Source organism: Paracoccus sp. T5 (genome assembly GCF_048538155.2).
Taxonomy (GTDB): Bacteria; Pseudomonadota; Alphaproteobacteria; order Rhodobacterales; family Rhodobacteraceae; genus Paracoccus.
Genome location: NZ_CM135809.1, coordinates 225,523 through 245,946, shown reverse-complemented (window position 1 = coordinate 245,946; position 20,424 = coordinate 225,523). Strand labels below are relative to the sequence as shown.

At 66.7% G+C, this 20,424-nt stretch carries 19 protein-coding genes; 5 read left to right on the top strand and 14 right to left on the bottom strand.

Going from position 1 to position 20,424, the window contains the following annotated elements:
• Positions 1 to 36: 36 nt before the first annotated feature.
• On the top strand, positions 37 to 1,329 hold the full coding sequence (gene pncB / locus ACNR9W_RS01205; protein ID WP_419268750.1) for a nicotinate phosphoribosyltransferase: 1,293 nt from the start codon (positions 37 to 39) through the stop codon (positions 1,327 to 1,329).
• Here pncB and ACNR9W_RS01200 read toward each other — a convergent pair whose 3' ends face one another.
• The 6 genes from ACNR9W_RS01200 to ACNR9W_RS01175 all read right to left on the bottom strand — a co-directional run bounded on the left by ACNR9W_RS01200 (position 1,330) and on the right by ACNR9W_RS01175 (position 5,555).
• Entirely contained in the window at positions 1,330 to 2,757 is a 1,428-nt protein-coding gene (locus ACNR9W_RS01200) for an inorganic phosphate transporter (RefSeq protein WP_419268749.1), read from the bottom strand.
• Entirely contained in the window at positions 2,754 to 3,227 is a 474-nt protein-coding gene (locus ACNR9W_RS01195) for an NUDIX hydrolase (protein ID WP_419268748.1), read from the bottom strand. Before ACNR9W_RS01195 ends, ACNR9W_RS01200 begins: the two co-directional genes overlap by 4 nt.
• Positions 3,224 to 3,646, bottom strand: a complete 423-nt coding sequence (gene arfB, locus ACNR9W_RS01190) for an alternative ribosome rescue aminoacyl-tRNA hydrolase ArfB (RefSeq protein ID WP_419268746.1) — start codon at positions 3,644 to 3,646, stop codon at positions 3,224 to 3,226. Before arfB ends, ACNR9W_RS01195 begins: the two co-directional genes overlap by 4 nt.
• 75 nt (positions 3,647 to 3,721) lie before the next feature.
• Positions 3,722 to 4,576 (bottom strand): carbon-nitrogen hydrolase family protein, encoded by an 855-nt coding sequence (locus ACNR9W_RS01185; RefSeq protein WP_419268745.1) that lies wholly within the window; start codon positions 4,574 to 4,576, stop codon positions 3,722 to 3,724.
• Positions 4,573 to 5,157, bottom strand: coding sequence for a GNAT family N-acetyltransferase (locus tag ACNR9W_RS01180; protein ID WP_419268744.1), 585 nt, complete (start codon positions 5,155 to 5,157; stop codon positions 4,573 to 4,575). Before ACNR9W_RS01180 ends, ACNR9W_RS01185 begins: the two co-directional genes overlap by 4 nt.
• Positions 5,154 to 5,555 (bottom strand): ketosteroid isomerase-related protein, encoded by a 402-nt coding sequence (locus tag ACNR9W_RS01175; protein WP_419268743.1) that lies wholly within the window; start codon positions 5,553 to 5,555, stop codon positions 5,154 to 5,156. The genes ACNR9W_RS01180 and ACNR9W_RS01175 overlap by 4 nt, the downstream gene beginning before the upstream one ends.
• 149 nt (positions 5,556 to 5,704) lie before the next feature.
• Between ACNR9W_RS01175 and ACNR9W_RS01170 the strand changes: the two genes are divergently transcribed.
• The gene (locus tag ACNR9W_RS01170; RefSeq protein ID WP_419268742.1) at positions 5,705 to 7,093 is read left to right on the top strand and encodes a phosphohexomutase domain-containing protein; all 1,389 of its coding nucleotides are present in this window, start codon (positions 5,705 to 5,707) and stop codon (positions 7,091 to 7,093) included.
• Between the two features lie 50 nt (positions 7,094 to 7,143).
• On the opposite strand, the gene ACNR9W_RS01165 is transcribed toward ACNR9W_RS01170, so the two are convergent.
• From ACNR9W_RS01165 to cysQ, 8 genes are all read right to left on the bottom strand, one after another.
• Complete coding sequence (locus ACNR9W_RS01165; protein ID WP_419268741.1) at positions 7,144 to 8,541, bottom strand: hypothetical protein; 1,398 nt, start codon at positions 8,539 to 8,541, stop codon at positions 7,144 to 7,146.
• On the bottom strand, positions 8,538 to 10,220 hold the full coding sequence (locus ACNR9W_RS01160; protein ID WP_419268740.1) for a DUF5927 domain-containing protein: 1,683 nt from the start codon (positions 10,218 to 10,220) through the stop codon (positions 8,538 to 8,540). The genes ACNR9W_RS01165 and ACNR9W_RS01160 overlap by 4 nt, the downstream gene beginning before the upstream one ends.
• Positions 10,217 to 11,242 (bottom strand): glycosyltransferase family 2 protein, encoded by a 1,026-nt coding sequence (locus ACNR9W_RS01155; RefSeq protein ID WP_419268739.1) that lies wholly within the window; start codon positions 11,240 to 11,242, stop codon positions 10,217 to 10,219. The genes ACNR9W_RS01160 and ACNR9W_RS01155 overlap by 4 nt, the downstream gene beginning before the upstream one ends.
• Before the next feature lie 87 nt (positions 11,243 to 11,329).
• Complete coding sequence (locus tag ACNR9W_RS01150; RefSeq protein ID WP_419268738.1) at positions 11,330 to 12,373, bottom strand: glycosyltransferase family 2 protein; 1,044 nt, start codon at positions 12,371 to 12,373, stop codon at positions 11,330 to 11,332.
• 10 nt (positions 12,374 to 12,383) lie between these two features.
• Positions 12,384 to 13,370, bottom strand: a complete 987-nt coding sequence (gene galE / locus ACNR9W_RS01145) for a UDP-glucose 4-epimerase GalE (RefSeq protein ID WP_419268737.1) — start codon at positions 13,368 to 13,370, stop codon at positions 12,384 to 12,386.
• Positions 13,371 to 13,374: 4 nt separating this feature from the next.
• The gene (locus tag ACNR9W_RS01140; RefSeq protein WP_419268736.1) at positions 13,375 to 14,271 is read right to left on the bottom strand and encodes a UTP--glucose-1-phosphate uridylyltransferase; all 897 of its coding nucleotides are present in this window, start codon (positions 14,269 to 14,271) and stop codon (positions 13,375 to 13,377) included.
• 184 nt (positions 14,272 to 14,455) lie between these two features.
• Positions 14,456 to 15,256: a 3-deoxy-manno-octulosonate cytidylyltransferase gene (locus ACNR9W_RS01135; RefSeq protein ID WP_419268735.1), complete on the bottom strand. Its 801-nt coding sequence runs from the start codon at positions 15,254 to 15,256 to the stop codon at positions 14,456 to 14,458.
• Position 15,257: 1 nt separating this feature from the next.
• Complete coding sequence (cysQ, locus tag ACNR9W_RS01130; protein WP_419268734.1) at positions 15,258 to 16,055, bottom strand: 3'(2'),5'-bisphosphate nucleotidase CysQ; 798 nt, start codon at positions 16,053 to 16,055, stop codon at positions 15,258 to 15,260.
• A gap of 189 nt (positions 16,056 to 16,244) precedes the next feature.
• Here cysQ and ACNR9W_RS01125 point away from each other — a divergent pair, with 189 nt between their 5' ends.
• The 3 genes from ACNR9W_RS01125 (at position 16,245) to dnaJ (ending at position 20,389) form a co-directional block, all read left to right on the top strand.
• Complete coding sequence (locus ACNR9W_RS01125) at positions 16,245 to 17,039, top strand: ABC transporter permease (protein WP_419268732.1); 795 nt, start codon at positions 16,245 to 16,247, stop codon at positions 17,037 to 17,039.
• Between the two features lie 195 nt (positions 17,040 to 17,234).
• Positions 17,235 to 19,151 carry a molecular chaperone DnaK gene (dnaK, locus tag ACNR9W_RS01120; protein ID WP_419268731.1) on the top strand — a complete coding sequence of 639 codons (1,917 nt, stop codon included), beginning with the start codon at positions 17,235 to 17,237 and terminating at the stop codon, positions 19,149 to 19,151.
• An 80-nt stretch (positions 19,152 to 19,231) separates the two neighbouring features.
• Positions 19,232 to 20,389, top strand: a complete 1,158-nt coding sequence (gene dnaJ / locus ACNR9W_RS01115) for a molecular chaperone DnaJ (protein WP_419268730.1) — start codon at positions 19,232 to 19,234, stop codon at positions 20,387 to 20,389.
• Positions 20,390 to 20,424: the final 35 nt, after the last annotated feature.

Sequence of the window (20,424 nt, the reverse complement as noted above, 5' to 3'; positions counted from 1 at the left end):
GGGCACCAAGGGAAAAATGCCGAAGGATCAGCACAGATGGTCGATATCGCCACGCGCGTCTACAACCACAAATGGAAGATCGACCCGATCGTCCGGTCGCTGATCGACACCGACTTCTACAAGCTGCTGATGTGCCAGTCGGTGTTCCGCAACCGGCCCGACACGTCGGTGACCTTCAGCCTGATCAACCGCAGCCCCTCGGTCCGCCTGGCCGACCTGATCGACGAGGGCGAGCTGCGCGAACAGCTGGACCATGTGCGCAGCCTGTCCCTGACGCGGGGCGAAAGCACCTGGCTGCGCGGCAACACCTTCTATGGCAAGCGCCAGATGTTCCGCTCGGACTTCATGGAGTTCCTGGAGGGGATGCGCCTGCCGCCCTATCACCTGCAAAAGCGCGACGGCCAGTACGAGCTGACCTTCGAGGGCCCCTGGCCGCAGGTCATGATGTGGGAGATCCCGGCCCTGTCGGTCCTGATGGAGCTGCGGTCCCGCGCTGTCCTGCGCGACCTGGGCCGGTTCGAGCTGCAGGTCCTCTATGCCCGCGCCATGACGCGCCTGTGGGAAAAGATCGAGGCGCTGCGCGTCCTGCCGGACCTGCGCATCGCCGATTTCGGCACCCGCCGGCGGCACAGCTTTCTGTGGCAGGACTGGGCGGTGCAGGCGATGATGGAGGGCCTGGGCCAGCGCTTCATCGGCACGTCGAACTGCCTGATCGCACAGCGCCGCGACATCGAGGCGATCGGCACCAATGCGCATGAACTGCCGATGGTCTATGCCGCGCTGGCCGATGACGACGCAGCGCTGCGGCGCGCGCCCTATGACGTCCTGGCCGACTGGCACGAGGAGCATGACGGCAACCTGCGCATGATCCTGCCCGACACCTATGGCACCGAGGGCTTCCTGGCCGGGGCGCCGGATTGGCTGGCCGGCTGGACGGGCATCCGCATCGACAGCGGCGACCCGGCCACGGGCGCCGAAACCGCCATCCGCTGGTGGCAGGACCGGGGCGAGGATCCCAAAAGCAAGCTGATCATCTTTTCCGACGGCTTGGACGTCGAGCGCATCATGGCGCTGCACCGGCAGTTCCACGGCCGCGTGAAGGTCAGCTTTGGCTGGGGAACGCTGCTGACGAACGATTTTCGCGGGCTGGTGCCGGGCGACGGGCTGGCGCCCTTCAGCCTGGTCTGCAAGGCGGTCGCGGCGGACGGCCGTCCCACCGTCAAGCTGTCCGACAATCCCGCCAAGGCCACCGGCCCGGCCGACGAAATCGCGCGCTACAAGCGGGTCTTCGGCGTGGGCGAGCAGGCGGCGGAACCGGTCACCGTCTGATCAGGGCGCCGCAACCCAGAGGACCAGCACGCTGGTCAGCGCTCCCAGAAGGCCGGTGATCGGCAGGGTGACCAGCCACGCCGCCATGATGGTGACCACGTGGCTGCGCCGGATCAGGATGCGGCGGCGGGTCTCCTCGGCCGGCAGCGCCTCGGGGCGGCGGTCCCTGCGGCGGTCCAGCCATTCCCGCGCAAAGCCCACGCCGAAGATGCCGCCCACCGCCACATGGGTGGTCGAAACCGGCAGCCCGAAGCCCGAGGCGGTCAGGACCGTGACCGCCGTCGCCAGCGACACGCAGAACGCGCGCCCGGTGTTCAGCCGGGTGATGCCGCTGCCGACCATGTTCACCAGCCGCCGCCCGAAGAACAGCGTCCCCGCGGCGATAGAGAGGCCTGCGCCGATCAGGACCAGCGTCGGCACCAGGCCGATCTGCCCCTCGATCACGCGCCCCCGCAAAATCACCGACAGCGGGCCTGCGATATTGCCGACATCATTGGCGCCGTGGGCAAAGCCCATGATGACAACAGATGTCAGCAGCGCCGGGCGCAGCAGGCGCTTGACCCCCGGCTTGCGCGGATGCTGGGCCAGTTCCTCCAGGACGTTCCGCCGGGTATTGGCATAGCTGGCCGCGGCCGCGGCGGCCGCGACCGGCAAGGCCAGCGACGGCAGCCGCAGCAGCAGCATGACATAGGCCGCAAACAGCCCGCCCATCGCCGCCACCAGGGCCGGCAGCCAGCGCAGCGCGGCACGGCCGCGATCCTCGGCCTCCAGCACCTTCAGCCGCAGCAGCATCAGCAGGCCACCGGCCAGCACGCCCGCCACGATCGGCGTCACCACCCAGACCGAGGCGATCATGCCCAGGGTTCCCCAGGCCACGGCCTGCAGGCCCAAGGCCGCAGCGCCCGCCCCCGCGATGCCCCCCACGATCGAGTGCGAGGTGCTGACGGGCAGCCCGATGCCGGTCGCCAGCGTGATCCAGGTCGCCGCGGCGATCAGCGCGGCCAGCATCACCATCGGGATCTCTGCCGCGCCGGACAGCGGCGCCAGTTCGACCACCCCCCGCGCCAGCCGGTCCGTCACCTCGTCCCCCGCCAGGACTGAACCCGCCAGCCCGGCCAGCGCCACCAGGATCAGGCCGGGCAGAAGGCCAATGGCCCCCGCCCCCACCGCAGGTCCCAGAGAGTTGGCGACGTCGTTCGACCCGATCGCGATCCCCAGCCAGCCGGCGACGATCAGCCCGGCACCCACCGTCAGCATGGCGGGGGCCGCGTCCGACAGCGCCATGATCAGCAGCAGCCCGCCCACCAGGCACAGGACCGACAGGCCCAGCCGCCAGACCGGGCGAAAGGCGTGCATCTGCGCGACCTCGGCATGGGTGATCCGGCCGAGGTCCTTGTCGAGCGTGCGGAAAGTGGCGCGGCCGCTCATGCAGGCCGCGAGGGGTCGGGCAGGGGCAGATCTTCCAGCGAGATCAGGATGCGCTTCAGGCCGGCTTCGGCCACCTGGTCGGACGCCTCGGCGGGCGTGAACCAGCGGGCGTGGCGCTGGTCAGCCTCGGGGAAATTGGCGGCGCGGCTGTCAACGAACAGCAGAAAGACCCGCACCTCGACCGGGACGGAAAAGCCCTGCTCCTGCGCCTTGTCGTAGTGGTAGCGGCCCAGTTCCTGGTCCGCGATCCGGCCGCGCACCCCGGCCTCTTCCCAGGCCTCCTGGGCTGCGGCGCCGGCCAGGGTGCGGCCTTCCATGGGCCAGCCCTTGGGGATCACCCAGCGTCCCGTGTCACGGCTGGTGATCAACAGCACCTGCCCGCTGACCGGGTCGCGGCAGATGGCACCCACCTGCATCGCCGCCGGCCGGCGACCCAGCAGCATCTGGAGGGATCGGCGCCACAGCTTCATTCGGCGTCATCTACCTTGCCCCTGAGGGTTTTCACCTCGCCCCGCACGGTCTTAGCCTTCAGCCGCCGCCGCTGGCTGCCCAGGGTCGGGCGCGTGGCGATCCGGCGCTTGGGGGCCGACAGGGCCTGCCGGATCAGCTCGGCCAGCCGCTCGCGCGCCAGTTCGCGGTTGCGGGCCTGGCTGCGCGTTTCCTGCGCCAGGATCAGCACCGCGCCTCCCTGCGTCCAGCGCCGCCCGGCCAGCCGCTGCAACCGCCGCTTGACCGCATCCGTCAGGTTGGGAGAGCGCGCCGCCTCGAACCGCAGCTCGACCGCGGTCTCGACCTTGTTCACGTTCTGCCCGCCCGGTCCCTGTGACCGGGTGAACTGTTCGGACAGCTCCCATTCCTCAATGGCGATGGTGTCGGTGATATACAACATGGCCATAGGATATGAGCGCTTGTGCAGCCGGTTAAAGCACAATCGGGTTAATGATTGGTAAATTCCGGCTGTGCCCTAGACCAATCGACTGCGTTCCTGCTCCGGCCAATGGGCATAGGGCAGCACCGCGCCTTCGGTCCGGCTCTGCCGGACGCGCGCCAGATCCACTTCGGCCAAGACCCATCCCGGCTGGTCCATCCCGCCTTCGGCGATGATCCCCGTCTCGGGCCAGAACCCGTCCGGCGGCCCATAGACCGAGGCCCGGCCGCGGTTTTCGTCCAGCGCGGGCATCCAGTCGCAGGCCCCCACGGTCGGGGCCTGGACCACGACGCATTGGCTTTCCAGCGCGCGGGCCATCGCGCCGATGCGGACGCGGTGAAACCCTGCCACGGTATCGGTGCAGCTGGGCACCAGCAGCAGTTCGGCCCCGGCTTCGGCCAGGACCCGCCCCAGCAGCGGAAACTCGCTGTCGTAGCAGATCAGGACGCCGATCCGACCCAGCGCCGTGTCGAAGATGCGCAGGCCCGGCGCGCCGGTCACGTCCCAATCCTCACGCTCGAACCGGGTCATGATCTGCTTGTCCTGGTGGCCGATGCGCCCGTCCGGACCGTAAAGCACCGCCCGGTTCACCGGACGCCCGCCTTCGAAGACCGGCCCCGAGGCGCCGAGGATATGGCAGCCGTGGTCGCGGGCCAGCTGCAGGTGCAGGTCCTCGACATGTGGCCAATGGCGTGCGACCTCATGGAGGCTGGCCTCCAGGTCGCCGGCCACCGCAGGGCCGCCCAGGGATGCCAGTTCCATCGCCCCGTATTCGGGAAAGACCAGCAGGTCGGCGCCCTGCGCGTCCTGCACCCAGCGCGTCAGCTTGGCCCGATAGGCGTCGAAATCCTCGAACCAGTCGATGGGATAGGCGGCGGCGGCAATCTTCACAGTTCTCTCATCCAGAATTGCAGGCGCTTGTCGGTTTCCTCGGCCTCGCCCAGGTCCTTCCAGGCGAACTGGGCTATCACCCCCGGCAGGGGCTGATAGCCGCGCTTGCGCCAGAATTCGTCCAGGGGGCGGTAGCCTTCGGGCCGCGCGGGATGGTCCTTCGGGCGGATCACGCTGCAGAAGGCCGAATGGCGCAGCCCCAGGTCGCGGGCATGCGCCTCGCGCGCGTCAAAAAAGGCATGCCCGATGCCCTGCCCGCGATACTGGGGCAGCAGGACCGATTCGGCGCAGTAGAAGATCTGGTCCAAGGGCTCGGGCCGGTCCGCGAAGGCGGCGGCAAAATCGGCGGCATGGTCGGACATCGGCGCGCCGGTCGCGGCGCCGACAATGCGGTCGCCGTCCAGCGCCGCCACGACCACGGCGCCCGGCGACTGATAGGCCCTCAGGTAATCGCGCTCGTAATCCGCATCTCCGTCATAGAGATAGGGAAAGTCGCGAAAGACCGAGATGCGCAGACGCGCGACATCGTCCAGCGCCGCGGCCAGCGCATCGCCGGTCAGGACGCGCGTCGTCACGCTCATGCGTTGACCTGTGCGATCCAGTCCGCGAGGTTGTAATAGGTCGTCACGCGGGCGACCTTGCCGTCGCGGATGGTGAAGAAGGCGCCGGCCGGCAGGCGATAGGTCTGGCCCTTGGCCTCGGGCAGGCCCTCGTCGGTCTTCAGATAGGTGCCGTTGACCACGAATTCGGCCGCGGCGCGGTCGCCGGCCTCGTTGGCAAAGATCACCATGTCTGTCAGGTTCTCGCGATATCTTTCGGTCATATGCGCGTTGAAGGACGCGAACAGGTCCTTGCCCTTGCGGATCTGGCCCTCGTTCACGTGATGCTCGACCTGGTCATGAACCATGGCCAGCATCAGGTCGGTGTCCCCGGCATTGAAGGCATCGTAATAGGCGGCGATCAGGGCTTTGGCGTCCATCGGTCTCTCCTTGGCAGTGGCATGTCTCTAGCGCCAAATTCGCCGGCCGTCACCTCCGCCCAAGGTTGCAGGCTGCCGATCAGGGGGCGCCATGCCTTGAATTCCGGCTTGAACCTGCTAGCGCTGATGCAAATAAATCGGAGAACCCAATGACCGGACAAGATCAGCTGGGCAGGCGCGAGATCACCTGCTTCAAGGCCTATGACGTGCGTGGCGAGCTGGGCAAGAACCTGGACCCCGACGTGGCCTACCGGATCGGCCGCGCCTTTGCGCAGGCCCGCCAGGCAAAGCGGGTCGTGGTCGGCCGCGACAGCCGCGAATCCTCGCCCGAACTGGCCAAGGCGCTGATCGAGGGGCTGACGGATGGCGGCGCCGACGTACTGGACCTGGGCCTGGCCGGCACCGAGGAGGTCTATTTCCACACCGGCAACCAGGACACCGATGGTGGGATCGAGGTCACGGCATCGCACAATCCGATCAACTACAACGGCATGAAGATCGTGGGCCGCGGCTCGGCGCCGCTGGACCCGGCGACGGAACTGCCGCCGATCGTGGAGCTGGCGACCAGCGGCGACTTTGCCCCGGCCAGCAAGGGCAGCGTCACCGATTTCAGCCATGCCCGCGCGGAATATGCCAGCCGCATGGCGGATTTCGTGGATGTGGCAGCCCTGAAGCCGATGAAGATCGTGGTGAATGCCGGCAACGGCACCGCCGGTCCCACCTTCGACGCCATCGCGGCCGAGCTGGAACGCCGCGGCGCGCCGCTGACCTTTGTTCGGATGCACCATGATGTGGACTCGAGCTTTCCGAACGGCATCCCCAACCCGCTGCTGGACGAGAACCAGCCCCCCACCGTCGCCAAAATGATCGAGGAGAAGGCCGACCTGGGCGTGGCCTGGGACGGCGATTTCGACCGTTGCTTCTTCTTCGACGAGAACGGCCGCTTCATTCCGGGCGAATACATCGTGGGCCTTCTGGGCGCCGCCTTCCTGGAAAAGTCGCCGGGCGAGAAGATCGTGCATGACCCGCGCGTCATCATGAACACCCGCGCCATGATCGAGGAGGCCGGCGGCGAGGCCGTGGTCAGCAAGACCGGCCATGCCTTCATCAAGCGCAAGATGCGCGATGTCGGCGCGATCTATGGCGGCGAGATGTCGGCCCACCATTATTTCCGCGACTTCTATTACTGCGACAGCGGGATGCTCCCCTGGCTGCTGATGATCGAACTGCTGTCCCGCAAGGGCAAGACCCTGGCCGAGCTGCTGTCCGAGCGGATGCGGCTCTATCCGTCCTCGGGCGAGACGAACTACACGATCGAGGATCCGGATGCGGCCATCGCGCGGCTGATCGAGACTTATGAGGGCAAGGCCGACAGCCGCGACGATCTGGACGGCGTGTCGCTGAACTTTGGCACGTGGCGCTTCAACCTGCGCAAGTCGAACACCGAGCCGGTGGTTCGCCTGAACGTCGAGGCGGATGGCGACGCGGCCCTGGTGGCCGAAAAGAAGGCCGAACTGGCAGCCATCCTGAAGGGCTGACCCCCCGCATCACGATCAGGGGCCGCGCCATGGGGCGCGGCCTTTTTCGTTCAGGCCGGATCGCCAAAGCCGAAGGTGACATAGTCCCGCAGATAGGCGCCGCGCGCCGCCTCCAGCAGCGCCTTGTCGCGCAGGAAATCCGGCATCTGCGGGGGTGTCAGGTCCTGCAGCCCCGGCATGGGGATACCGGCGGCGGCGGCCAGGGCGGCCATCTCCTCGGCCAGCCGCTCTTCCCGGATCAGCATGTCGGGGCTGGAAAAGCGCGAAAAACCGGCGATGACTTCGGTCTGGCTGGCCCATCCCGCCCGGGTGGGCAGCGTCGTCTGGCCGTTCAGGTTGCGCCGCAGGAAGCCCAGAAAATCGGCGAAAAGCGACAGCTGCGCGTCCTGCGACAGCCCGGCCAGCGCCTCGTCGGCGGGCAGCGGCACGCGGTGGACGTCGCGCATCAGCTGGCGCAGGTCGGCCGAGGCGTCGGTCAGAAGATGCTGGAAGGCCGTCCATGCCCGGTAGAGCGGGTGGCGCAGCACCGCAAAGCTGCGATGGCCGGGATGCTTGCGCTTCCACTGGCGCAGGGTGGATTGGGTGAAATCGGACTGGGCCCGCCCCAAACCCGCCATCCAGTCCCGCACCTGCCTGTCCGGACCGCCGCGCACCGGCATGTAGAGCAGGCCGTGCCCCGCCTCGGTCGCGCAAAAGCTGGGCACGGCCGGGCCGCGGCCCGGCTCGAAACTGGGGATGCGCCGCAGGGAAAACGGGTCGATCTGCTGCAGGTCGGCCTGCATCTGGTCAAAGTTGCGGACCTTGTCGGCCAGCTCTCGCGGGTTCTGGGGCACCTGGTCGCGGGCGGGATCGACGCGCGCAATGTCGGTTCGGCCCAGCCAATGCGCCAGCCCGGTCATCACCTCGGGGTCGCGCAGGTCCTCGTAGCCCAGCCAGAAGCCGCTCTGCCCGGTCACCTGCAGCCGGTGCATCACGCGCTGCTGGAACTGCTCGATCGCGGACAGCATCTCGCGGAACTCGGGGCCGTCATAGGTGACGGCGGCGGGGATCGGGGTCTCGGTCTCGTTCAGCTTCCACTGGTTCGTCTCACGCGCGAGGCAGGTCGAGACATAGCTGTCCAGCGGATTGCGCGTCAGGATGATCTTGGCGCAGTGCCGGTCCTCCAGGATCGCGTCGAAGACCCGCGGATCGTGGTCGTGGAAATAGCGGAAACCCGGCAGATGCCCCGGCTTGTCGAACAGCTTGCGCAACAGCCGCATCGGGTCCGCCTCGCGCTCCTCGCGGGTGATGCCCTGCAGCTCGTCCTTGTCGGGCCAGCCCATCATGTAGGGGTTGAACGCCTCGCCGAAGCAGGTGACGCCCTTGAGCGCGTTCAGCGTCGCCTCCAGCAGGTTCGACCCGGTGCGCATCTCGGCAAAGATGACAAAGCTGCGAAACGGTGCGGTCATTCTGCGGCGGTCCTTTCAGACAGGGATGTTTCGGGAAGCGGCAGCCCGTCGCCGGACAGGCGCGGACGCAGCCCGGAATTGCGCAGCCGGCGCAGCAGGTCAGCCAGGCCGCCCGGATTGCGCATCTTCGGCATGCCCCCTGCTGCGGCGGGCGTGACCGGCAGCTGCTGCAGGGTCTGCATCAGGATCGCCTCGGGGCGCGCTAGGAAATCGGTCAGCTCGTGGACATGGACCCGCGCCTTGACCCAGACCGAATTGAGCACGTCCAGCTGCGCCAGCTCCGCCCGCTGCAGCTGCGCCGTCACGCGCCGGATGTCATCGAAGGGCATGCCCGATTCCAGCAGGGGCAGCATCCATGCCCCGGTGATCACATGGAGATGCGCGTTCGGGTCGGTCGCCATGAACCAGTTCAGGGCCTGGTTGTCGCGCGGGCTGAACTGGAACATCTGGATGCGCGGCGAGATGCGGATCACCGCCGTCAGAAAGCCCAGGGGGTCGCGGTCGCGGGTCAGCGTGCTGTTCGAGATCGCGCCCGGCCCGATCTGGGGACGGCCTGCGAATTCCGCCATTTCCGGGCCCAGCAGGTGACCATGGACATCGGCCTCCACCAGGTCGCCCAGCCAGGTCTCGAAATCGGGGAAGAGGTCGGAAAATCCCTGGAAGACGGCATAGGGGGCCGAGGTCTTGCCGTTCTCGGCATCCTTGCGGGGAAAGCGGCTCTGCATGTAGAGGCCCGGCCGGCCCAGCAGACGGCGGCGGACCGTGCGGTTGATCAGCCGTTCGAACCGCTGGGGCTGCGGCGCGCCGGTTTCAGGCGCCCCCGGACGCGGGAAATGCGCCAGCAGGCGTTCGGCACCCGGCCAGAACTTGCGCGCGACAAAGCAGCGCGATTCCTCCAGCATCAGGATATGGTCGTCATAGAGCTGATAGGGCCGCCCGTCATGGTCGAACTTGGCCAGCGTCAGCGACCGGCTCTCGATCCGCCCGGCGTGGCGGCGGGCCAGGGTCTGGAAATAGCTTTCGTCCGGGATCCAGCTGTAGCGGAAGAACCGGTCGAATTCCGGGCGGCGCGGGTCCTCCAGGATCGCACGCAGCGTGGCGGTCGTCAGGCACCACCACTGCGACCCCAGATGCGGCGCGATGCCCTTGGGCAGGCGCCGCCGGATGCGCAGCGCGCGCTGCCAAGCCACGAGGCGGTCGAACAGCCAGCGCCGGCGGCGCCAGTCCAGCGGGTGGAACAGGGTAAAGCGTTCCTCGTTCAACCCGCCAACTGTCCAGCCGACGTCATAGGCGCTGACGCTTTCGATATGGTCGCGATCCGGGTCCAGCGCCAGAAAGGCGGCCAGTTCCCGCACCGGCCGCAGGGGCAGACAGGACCCCGAGGCCAGGTAGACGTGGGTGGTGTCGGGAAAGCTGTCCAGCAGCAGCTGCGCCGCGTCCTGCGTGGCCTTGACGAGGCTGAAGCCGCCCCAGTTGCAGCGGTGACGGCGCGAATAGACGATGTCCGGCAGATCGGACAGCGCCGCCTGCATCCGCGCGACGGCCTTGGCGGGCGCCTTGGCGTCGATATGGATGGACACGCGCGCCCCACCGGCCGCCCAGATGCGCACCATCTGCGACGCGGCATCCAGCTCGGCATGGCAGAGCAGCACGACCCCAAGGCGGACGTCCTGCGTCACGCCCAGTTCCCCCGCGAGATCAGGCCCAGGTCCTCCAGCTGCCGCCAGTCGGAATATTGCCGCGATTCGCTGCACCACAGGCTGGTCCCGCGCCGCAGGCCCGCGTGATAGGCCTTGTATTCCTTGCTGTTGGCATAGTGCTGACGCCGGTCCAGCTCCTCTGCGGATTTCTGCGCGAAGACCGACAGGAACTTGGCGTGCAGCAGGCAGCCCGAGGCCTGTTCGCCGCCGCTTTCGTCATAGACCAGGTTCAGGTGACGCGGCAGCAGCATATGGGTCGAGCTGACATAGGCATAGCGCCAGTGCCACTTGACCAGCGGGATCTTGTTCAGCGCCGGCCCCGCCAGCGGGTCCATGGCAAAGAACTCGCGCGTGCGGGGGCCGCCCTGGATCCACAGGTTGCCGTAATAGGCGTTCTTGGTGATCGTGTAATTGGCCGGATCGAACCAGCTGGCGATCCGGAACGGGTCGCTGTCCGCCTCGTAGGTCTCGTCCTCGATATTGCCGCTCGGATACATGTCCAGCAGCATCGCCGGGAACGACCGCCGCTGCGATGCGTCCAGCCAGCCGGTCAGCGCCGCCAACGGTCGGGAATCGCAATGCGGATAGATCAGGAATTCGTCCGGATCGACGGTCAGGCACCAGTGCCCGTGACCGTATTTCATCAGCAGCCGGTTCAGCCAGTCCATGCCAAAGCGCGACCGCTTGTAGCTGGCATTGGTCCACCACAGCGACACGTCGGGCTGGGCGGCCAGATACTGCCCGCTGCCGTCGTCGCTGTTGTTGTTGACGAAGAGGAAGTGGTCCACGCCCAACCTGCGGTAGTAGTCCAGGAAATAGGGCAGCCGAACCCGTTCGTTGCGCATCGTGACGAAGGCCAGGATGTGACCCTTGCGGATCTGCGCGGTCCGGTTGACCACTGGCCTCAGGGCGCGGCGCCGGTTGAAGGCCCTGACGATCAGGTACTGGCGCTCTGCCCGGCGCCGCAGCTGCGCGGGTATGGGAAAGCGCGCCGCGGGCATCAGGCGGTCCGGCCGGGGGCGAAGGTCTGAAGGCAAGACGTCATGGCGTTAAGCAATGTGCCCCGACGGGCGAATTGGCAAGAGCTTTCAGCCGGTCCTTTTCCCGTCCCAGTTGCCTGTTCCCATCAGCCCCAGATCGACAAGTTGCCGCCAGCCTTCGTATTTCACCGATCCGGAACTTCGCAGGACGGGCTGCGCCGCGATCGCCAGGTGGTAGAAGGCATAGGCGTCGGGATCGGCGAAATGCTGGCGCCGCTCCAGCTCGATCCTGGACCTGTCCACGATGTCGGGCAGGAACTTGCTGTGCAGCAGGACGCCGGACAGGCGCGGGTCACCGGGCCCGTCATAGAGGTCGTTCAGCCGCGGCGGCAGCATCGAATGGGTGGAGTTCACATAGACCTGCCGCCGGCTCCAGCGCATCAGCGGCAGCTTGTTCAGCGTCGGCGCGCGGCGCGGGACATCGGCAAAGAACACCCGCTCGCGCACGCCGCCCTGCACCCAAAGGTTGCGCCGAGGATGCAGGCGCTGGCGGCGATAGGGGCCGGGATCGAACCAGGGCAGCTGTTCCGTCACGGGGCGGTCCGGGGGCGCATCGGCCTGCCCCAGGGGGCCGGACGGATAGAGGTCCAGCATCAGCGCACCCAGGCCCCGCTGACCCTGCCGGTCCAGATGCGCCACAAGATCGGGCAGCGGCCGGGTGTCGTGATGGGGATAAACCAGCAATTCGTCGGCATCGACGGTCAGGCACCAGTGGCCATGGCCATGGCGCATCAGCAGCGCGTTCGCCCAGTCCAGCCCAAAGCGCGCCTCGCGATAGCTGGCGCCGCACCGCCACAGCGACACGTCGGGCTGGTCAGCCAGATAGCGGTCCGACCCGTCGTCGCTGTCATTGTCCACGATCAGGAAATGCGCGACGCCCAAGGCGCGGTGATGGTCCAGGAACCCGGCCAGGCGCGGCATCTCGTTGCGCAGGGTGGTGACGGCCAGGACATCGGCGGGCCCGATCATGGCGCTGCGGTCGGCGACCGGACAAAGGCTGCGGCGGGCACGATGGGCGCGCCACAGCAGTTCACGTCGTTTCCATCGCAGGCGATAGGCCTGCCAGGCCGGCCAGAGGCCGCCCCCGCTCACTGTTGGCCGGTCACTGCTGATAGTCGCCCGACTGGTGCCAGCGCCAGGCATCCGCGATCATCTGCTTCATGGTCGAGCGATCGGGCGACCAGCCCAGCTCGGACTTGGCACGCTGGCTGCCGCAGACCAGCTTGACCGCATCACCGCCACGGCGCGGACCGTCGACCATCGGCACCTGCCGGTTGGTGACGTGCCGCGTGGCATCCACCACCTCGCGCACCGAAAACCCGTCGCCGGTGCCCAGGCAGAAGACCCGGCTGCCCTGGCCCGCCTGCAGCCATTCCAGCCCCTTCACATGCGCATCGACCAGATCCATCACATGGACATAGTCGCGGATGCAGGTGCCGTCGGGGGTGGGATAGTCGGTGCCGTGGATGGTCAGCGCCGCGCGCTTGCCGTCCACCGCGTCCAGGATCAGCGGGATCAGGTGCGTCTCGGGGCGGTGGAATTCGCCCACCTCGCCCTCGGGGTCGGCGCCTGCCACGTTGAAATAGCGGAAGATCACGTGACGCAGGCCGTGCGAGGCCTCGAAGTCGACCAGCATGTCCTCGATCGCGCGCTTGCTGGCGCCATAGGCGTTCAGGGGGGCCTGCGGCGTCTCCTCGTCCAGAACCTCGCCGTCGCGGTCGCCATAGGTCGCGCAGGTCGAGCTGAAGACGAAGTTCATGCAGCCCGCCGCCACCGCGGCCTCGATCAGGTTCAGCGAGCCCGAGACGTTGTTGCGCCAGTACTTGCCGGGCTCGGCCATGGCCTCGCCCACCTGGCTCAATGCCGCGAAATGCAGCACCGCCACCGGTTGCCATTCGGCAAAGGCCGCGTCCAGCGCGGTGCGGTCCATCAGGTCGGCCTGCACCAGCGGGCCGAACTTGACCGCATCGCGCCATCCGGTGGACAGGTTGTCCAGCGTGACGGGGGTGAATCCCGCCTGCGCCAGCGCCTTGCAGGCATGCGAGCCGATATAGCCGGCACCGCCGGTCACAAGAACATTTCCGGACATGGGATTATTCAGCAGCCCGCCGCATCGCCATGACCTGGTGAAGGTATTCGGCGAATTCGTCCTTCAGCTCGTCACGCTCCAGACCAAAGGCGACGGTTGCCTGCAGGAAGCCCGCCTTGGACCCGCAGTCGAAGCGCTGGCCGCGGAAGCGCAGGCCAAAGACGTCGCGCCCCGCGTCGATTTCCTCGGCGATGGCATCGGTCAGCTGGATCTCGCCACCGGCGCCCTGCTTGAGCTTGTTGAGGTTGGTCATGACCGACGGCGCCAGGATATAGCGGCCGATCACCGCCAGGTTCGACGGCTGCGTGCCGTTCTTGGGCTTTTCGACCATGCCCTTGGCGCGCACGATGGCGCCCATGTCCTCGGCCACGTCCAGCACGCCATAGGACGACACCTTCTCGGGGGCGACCTCCATCGTGGCGACCATGCTGCCGCCGGTCTCGCCATAGGCCTCGATCATCTGCTGCAGGCAGGGGGGCTCGCCCTGGATCACGTCATCGGTCAGCACGACCGCAAAGGGCTCGTCCTCGTTGACGAGGCGGCGGGCACACCAGACCGCATGGCCGAGGCCCAGGGCCTTGTGCTGGCGGATATAGGCAATGGCGCCGGATTCCATATTGGTCGTGCGCAGGACATCCAGAAGCTGGTCCTTGCCGGCCTTTTTGAGGTTGGCTTCCAGTTCATGGGCGTGATCGAAATAATCTTCCAGGGCGCCTTTTCCGCGCGAGGTCACGAAGATGAATTCCTTGATCCCGGCCGCGCGCGCCTCGTCGATGGCATACTGGATCAGGGGTTTGTCGACCAGCGACAGGATTTCCTTGGGAATGCTCTTGGTTGCCGGCAGGAAGCGGGTTCCCAAACCTGCGACCGGAAAGATGGCTTTCGTGACCTTGCGACCCATTTTCAATTACCTCTGATGCCTTGGCAGGACCCATGCCCGCCCGAATTTTCGCCACGCCTACACGCAACCGCCGGAACTTCAATTAACAGTTTATTGTGTAGGCAATTCACCGCCAAGCCGTAGTTCAAAGACATGAAGATTATTCATTCCTTTTCCGACTTTCGCACATCAAAACTGCAAACCGTCAGTTCTGGCCCATTTCCAGCATCATCTGCTGCAGCCGCGCAACATCTTCGGGGTTGTTAAGTTCCCAGAACTGCCGACCTTTTGCCTCGACCTCGACGCAAAGGACATGCCGCCCCCGCTCCAGGAAGCGCAGCTGTTCCAGACCCTCCAGCTGCTCCAGCCTGCCTTCGGGCCAGGTCGCGTAACCCGCCAGCGCGGCCGGGCGATAGGCATAGACGCCCACGTGATGAAAGACCGGGCTGGCGGCATCGGGCGCAATATTGCCCGCCGCATAGGGAATCACCTCTTTCGAAAAATAAAGCGCCCGGCCGTCATGGCCGAAGACCGCCGTGGTGCCGCCCACCCGGCCGGCGCGGCGATCCGCGATCAGGTCCTCGCGCATCCGCCCGGTGCAGCGCAGGACGGGCGTGGCCACCTCGGCCTCCGGGGCGGCCCGCAGGCCCGCCACCAGGTCCTCGACGAACCAGGAGGGCGTCAGCGGCGCGTCGCCCTGCAGGTTCACCACGATTTCGGGCGACAGGCCCAGATTGGCGATCGCCTCGGCGCAGCGTTCGGTGCCGTTGCGGCAGTCGGGGCTGGTCATCGCGACCTCGGCGCCAAAACCCTGCGCATGGTCGCGGATGCGGTCGTCATCGGTGGCGATCACCACGCGGTCGATGCCGCGCACGGCAGAGGCGGCCTCCCAGCTGCGCCGGATCAGGCTGCGGGACTCGCCGCCGGCGCCACGCAGTTCGACCAGGGGCTTGCCGGGATAGCGGGTGGAGGCAAAGCGGGCGGGAATGACGATGACGGTGGACATGTCAGCCCTTCACCAGCAGCACGCCCGGCGCGTAGGCGATGAAGAACGGGTTCTCAAAACCGGGCTTGCCATAGGTCAGCCGGGTGTGGTCGTCGAACCGCACCACCTCGCCGCCGGCGCCGCGCAGGACGGCATCGCCCGCCGCCGTGTCCCACTCCATCGTGCGCCCGAGCCGCGGATAAAGGTCCGCCTCGCCCGTGGCCACCAGGCAGAACTTCAGCGACGAACCGGCGCTGGTCATGTCGCGCAGGCCGTACTGGTCGATATAGGCGTCGGTGGCCGCATCCCGGTGCGACTTGGAGGCCACCACCATCAGCGCCCGGTTGTCGGGCGTGGGGTTCACCCCGATCGGCTCGACATGGCCCGGCGTCTCTCCGAAGGGGCCCTTCTCCTCGACCGATCGGCCGTCGGCCGTGGTGTAGAAAAGACGCCCCTTGGCGGGGGCATAGACCACCCCGCGCAGCGGCACGCATTCCTCGACATAGGCGATGTTGACGGTGAAATCGCCGCGCCGCTGCACGAATTCCTTGGTGCCGTCCAGCGGGTCCACGATCAGGAAGGTCCGCAGCGTCTGGCCATGGGTCTCGGCCTGCTCCTCGGTGACCAGGGGGATGTCCGGGAACGCCTCGCGCAGCCCGGCCGAGATCAGCGCGTCGGCGGCCTCGTCGGCGGCCGTCACGGGCGAATCGTCGGACTTGCTGCGGGTCTCGAAATTGTCGGCCTGATAGATCTCCATGATCCGGTCCCCGGCCTGCAGGGCCAGGCGCCGCATTTCGGTGGTCAGTCGATCGAATTGCATTCTTTTTCCTTTCCCTGCCGGACGCCGGCGCCCAGTGCCGGATTGTATGGCGGTCTGCCAAACCTTATGATCCCCCAAGGGCATGACGGCAAGCGCCGGGCTGTCGTCGCCGTTTCGCTTGCGGCAATCCTACACCTTTTCCAGCGACGGAGCGTCGGCATCTTGTTCAGGCAACGGCAAAGCACCAACATGGCGCAGGCCGGGTGGACGACCCTGGCCCTGATCTATCACCAGACGGTCTACAACCTGCGCACCGAACACCGGAACGCGGTCGTGGGCTTGGTCCTGACCATCGTGCAAAGCGCGCTGTTCGTCGTCGTGTTCCTGGGGACCTACACGCTGATCGGCATCCGGCACTCGCCGTTGCGCGGCGACTTCCTGCTCTACATCATGTCGGGCATCTTCGTCTTCATGCTGCATGTGCAGACGGTGGCGGCGGTGTCCTCCAGCCATTCGATCTCCTCGGGGATCGCCAAGCACGAGCCGCTGAACGCCGCCGTCCTGATCTCGGGGGCGGCGCTGGCCACGCTCTATCGTCAGGTCATCAGCTGCATCGTGATCCTTTCGACCTATCACCTGGCCGTCACGCCGATCACGATCTACGATCCCGTGGGCGCGGCCGCGCTGTTCCTGCTGTCCTGGTTCTCGGGCTGCTGCATCGGGCTGATCTTCCTGGGCCTGCGCCCCTGGTCGCCCCAGGGCGCCAAGGTGGCGACGACGGTCTACCAGCGGATCAACATGTTCGCCTCGGGCAAGTTCTTCGTGGCCAACACCATGCCGAACTTCCTGCTGCCCTGGTTTGCCTGGAACCCGCTCTTCCACCTGATCGACCAGGAGCGGGGCTTCCTGTTCATCAACTATGCGCCGCACAAGACATCGCTGCTCTATCCGCTGTGGTTCTCGCTTGCTGCGCTGATGGTGGGGCTGCTGATCAACTTCACCACCCGCAAGTATGAATCGCTCAGCTGGAGTGCCACGCAGTAGTGCCGCAAGGACGCAAACCCCCGCCTGCACCGCCGATTTTGCTGGCATGCGGTGCTTGCGGGGCTGAATTGCATCCCTATATACAGCCGCGAAGACGTCCGGAGGTTCCGGGCGGCATTCACCAAGGGATCGGGCCGCGGGGGCCGCAACGGACCCGAAGCCTCAAATATCGCCGCAAGAGAAGGTTACATTCACATGTCCAAAGTCATCGGGATCGACCTCGGCACCACGAACAGCTGCGTCGCCATCATGGACGGCAGCCAGCCGAAGGTCATCGAGAACAGCGAAGGCGCCCGCACGACGCCCTCGATCGTCGGCTTCACGGATGGCGAGCGCCTGGTCGGCCAGCCCGCCAAGCGCCAGGCCGTCACCAACCCCACCAACACCGTCTTTGCCGTCAAGCGCCTGATCGGCCGTCGCATCGGCGACGAGGCCGTGGAAAAGGACCGCAAGCTGGTCCCTTATAACATCGTCGACGGCGGCAACGGTGATGCTTGGGTCGAGGTGAAGGGCGAAAAGTATTCCCCCGCGCAAGTCAGCGCGATGATCCTTCAGAAGATGAAGGAGACCGCCGAATCCTACCTGGGCGAGACCGTGACCCAGGCCGTGATCACCGTTCCGGCCTATTTCAACGACGCTCAGCGCCAGGCCACCAAGGACGCGGGCAAGATCGCCGGCCTCGAGGTCCTGCGCATCATCAACGAGCCGACCGCGGCCGCCCTGGCCTATGGCCTGGACAAGAAGGAAACCAAGACGATCGCGGTCTATGACCTCGGCGGCGGTACCTTCGACATCACCATCCTGGAGATCGACGACGGCCTGTTCGAGGTGAAATCGACCAACGGGGACACGTTCCTCGGCGGCGAGGACTTTGACATGCGCATCGTCAACTATCTGGCCGACGAGTTCAAAAAGGAACACGGCGTCGACCTGACCAAGGACAAGATGGCGCTCCAGCGCCTGAAGGAAGCCGCGGAAAAGGCCAAGATCGAGCTGTCCTCCTCCAGCCAGACCGAGATCAACCAGCCGTTCATCTCGATGGACAAGAATTCGGGCACGCCGCTGCACCTGGTCGTCAAGCTGACCCGCGCCAAGCTGGAAAGCTTGGTCGCCGATCTGATCAAGCGCACCATGAAGCCCGTTCAGGACGCCCTGAAGGATGCCGGCTGCTCCAAGTCGGACATCGACGAGGTGGTCCTGGTCGGCGGCATGACCCGCATGCCCAAGGTCGTGGCCGAGGTGACCGAGTTCTTCGGCAAGGAGCCCCACAAGGGCGTGAATCCCGACGAGGTCGTGGCCCTTGGCGCCGCGATCCAGGCCGGCGTGCTGCAGGGTGACGTCAAGGACGTCGTGCTGCTGGACGTGACGCCGCTGTCCCTGGGCATCGAGACCCTGGGCGGTGTCTTCACCCGCCTGATCGACCGCAACACCACCATCCCGACCAAGAAGAGCCAGATCTTCTCGACCGCCGAGGACAACCAGAACGCGGTGACCATCCGCGTCTTCCAGGGCGAGCGGGAAATGGCCGCGGACAACAAGATGCTGGGCCAGTTCAACCTGGAGGACATCCCGCCCGCGCCGCGCGGCATGCCGCAGATCGAGGTGACCTTCGACATCGACGCCAACGGCATCGTCTCGGTCAGTGCCAAGGACAAGGGCACCGGCAAGGAGCAGAACATCACCATCCAGGCTTCGGGCGGTCTGACCGACGAGGACATCGAGCGGATGGTGAAGGACGCCGAACAGAACGCCGAGGCCGACAAGGGCCGCCGCGAACTGGTCGAGGCCAAGAACCAGGCCGAGAGCCTGATCCACTCGACCAAGAAGTCGCTGGACGAGCATGGCGACAAGGTCGACAGCTCGACCGTCGAGGCGATCGAACTGGCCGTCGGCGCGTTGGAGGAATCGCTGAAGTCCGAGGATGCGGGCAAGATCCGCTCGGGCATCCAGAACGTCATGGACGCGTCCATGCGACTGGGCGAGGCGATCTACAAGGCGCAGTCGGGTGGCGAGGATGCCGGCCATGACGCGGGCGATGCGCCGCGCAACGTGGACGATGACATCGTGGACGCCGATTTCGAAGATCTGGGCGACGACAAGAAGCGCGGCTGATCAGGGCCGCTTCCCGAAAAGGGCCGGTCCGCCATCGCCGCGGACCGGCCTGTTTTTTGGGCAGCTGAATGGGACGACACATGGGCAAGCGTTGCTATTACGAGGTGCTCGGGGTTACGCGCGGCGCCTCCACCGACGAGATCAAGAAAGCCTATCGCAGCAAGGCCAAGGAGCTGCATCCGGACCGAAACCAGGACGACCTGACCTGCGAGGCCCGGTTCAAGGAAGTCAACGAGGCCTATGACTGCCTGAAGGACGACCAGAAGAAGGCGGCCTATGACCGCTTTGGCCATGCGGCCTTCGAGGGCGGCATGGGCGGCGGCGGCCGCGCCGGCGGACATCCCGGCGATTTCGGCGCAGCCTTCGCGGATGTTTTCGAGGACCTTTTCGGCGACATGATGGGCCGGCGCGGCGGTGGCGGCGGGCGATCCCGCGCCCAACGCGGCCAGGACCTGCGCTACAACCTGCGCGTCACGCTGGAAGAGGCCTATGCCGGGCTGCAGAAGACGATCAGCGTGCGCGGCTCGATCGCCTGCGACGAATGCAACGGCACGGGCGCCGAAGGCGCGACCGAGCCGGCCGCCTGCCCGACCTGCGCCGGCATGGGCAAGGTGCGGGCCCAGCAGGGCTTTTTCACCGTCGAACGCACCTGTCCGACCTGCGGCGGGGCTGGCCAGATCGTCAAGAACCCCTGCAAGTCCTGCCAGGGTGCGGGCCGCATGGAGCGCGAACGCAGCCTGTCGGTGAACATCCCCGCGGGCGTCGAGACCGGAACCCGCATCCGCCTGGCGGGCGAAGGCGAGGCCGGGCTGCGCGGCGGACCGGCGGGTGACCTCTACATCTTCATCGAGGTTCAGGAACACGCGATCTTCCTGCGCGACGGCAAGATGCTGGCCTGTCAGGTGCCGGTCAGCATGGCCACTGCCGCGCTTGGTGGCGAGGTCGAGGTGCCGACGATCGACGGCGGCCGCGCCCGGGTCAAGGTTCCCGCCGGCAGCCAGACGGGGCGACAGATGCGCCTGCGTCACAAGGGCATGCCGCCCCTGCGGCACGGTCCCGGCGCGGCGGGCGATTTTGGCGACATGCTGATCGAGTTGACGGTCGAGACCCCGGTGAACCTGACGCCCCGGCAGCGCGAGCTGCTGCGCGAGTTCGAGGAGGTCAAGGCGGACAACAGCCCGCAATCCGACAGCTTCTTCGACAAGGTGAAGGGCTTTTGGGACGGGATGACGCGCTGATCGCGCGTTAACCCTTTTTTCACGGCTTCGGGACC

Excerpts from the sequence above, each read along its gene's own strand:
- ACNR9W_RS01155 (WP_419268739.1), bottom strand. The coding sequence starts at position 11,242 with ATGCCCGCGGCGCGCTTTCCCATACCCGCGCAGCTGCGGCGCCGGGCA.
- pncB (WP_419268750.1), top strand. The coding sequence starts at position 37 with ATGGTCGATATCGCCACGCGCGTCTACAACCACAAATGGAAGATCGAC.
- ACNR9W_RS01125 (WP_419268732.1), top strand. The coding sequence starts at position 16,245 with ATGGCGCAGGCCGGGTGGACGACCCTGGCCCTGATCTATCACCAGACG.
- ACNR9W_RS01165 (WP_419268741.1), bottom strand. The coding sequence starts at position 8,541 with ATGACCGCACCGTTTCGCAGCTTTGTCATCTTTGCCGAGATGCGCACC.
- ACNR9W_RS01195 (WP_419268748.1), bottom strand. The coding sequence starts at position 3,227 with ATGAAGCTGTGGCGCCGATCCCTCCAGATGCTGCTGGGTCGCCGGCCG.
- ACNR9W_RS01135 (WP_419268735.1), bottom strand. The coding sequence starts at position 15,256 with ATGTCCACCGTCATCGTCATTCCCGCCCGCTTTGCCTCCACCCGCTAT.
- dnaJ (WP_419268730.1), top strand. The coding sequence starts at position 19,232 with ATGGGCAAGCGTTGCTATTACGAGGTGCTCGGGGTTACGCGCGGCGCC.
- galE (WP_419268737.1), bottom strand. The coding sequence starts at position 13,370 with ATGTCCGGAAATGTTCTTGTGACCGGCGGTGCCGGCTATATCGGCTCG.
- ACNR9W_RS01170 (WP_419268742.1), top strand. The coding sequence starts at position 5,705 with ATGACCGGACAAGATCAGCTGGGCAGGCGCGAGATCACCTGCTTCAAG.
- cysQ (WP_419268734.1), bottom strand. The coding sequence starts at position 16,055 with ATGCAATTCGATCGACTGACCACCGAAATGCGGCGCCTGGCCCTGCAG.
- ACNR9W_RS01200 (WP_419268749.1), bottom strand. The coding sequence starts at position 2,757 with ATGAGCGGCCGCGCCACTTTCCGCACGCTCGACAAGGACCTCGGCCGG.
- ACNR9W_RS01180 (WP_419268744.1), bottom strand. The coding sequence starts at position 5,157 with ATGAGCGTGACGACGCGCGTCCTGACCGGCGATGCGCTGGCCGCGGCG.
- dnaK (WP_419268731.1), top strand. The coding sequence starts at position 17,235 with ATGTCCAAAGTCATCGGGATCGACCTCGGCACCACGAACAGCTGCGTC.
- ACNR9W_RS01140 (WP_419268736.1), bottom strand. The coding sequence starts at position 14,271 with ATGGGTCGCAAGGTCACGAAAGCCATCTTTCCGGTCGCAGGTTTGGGA.
- ACNR9W_RS01175 (WP_419268743.1), bottom strand. The coding sequence starts at position 5,555 with ATGGACGCCAAAGCCCTGATCGCCGCCTATTACGATGCCTTCAATGCC.
- arfB (WP_419268746.1), bottom strand. The coding sequence starts at position 3,646 with ATGTTGTATATCACCGACACCATCGCCATTGAGGAATGGGAGCTGTCC.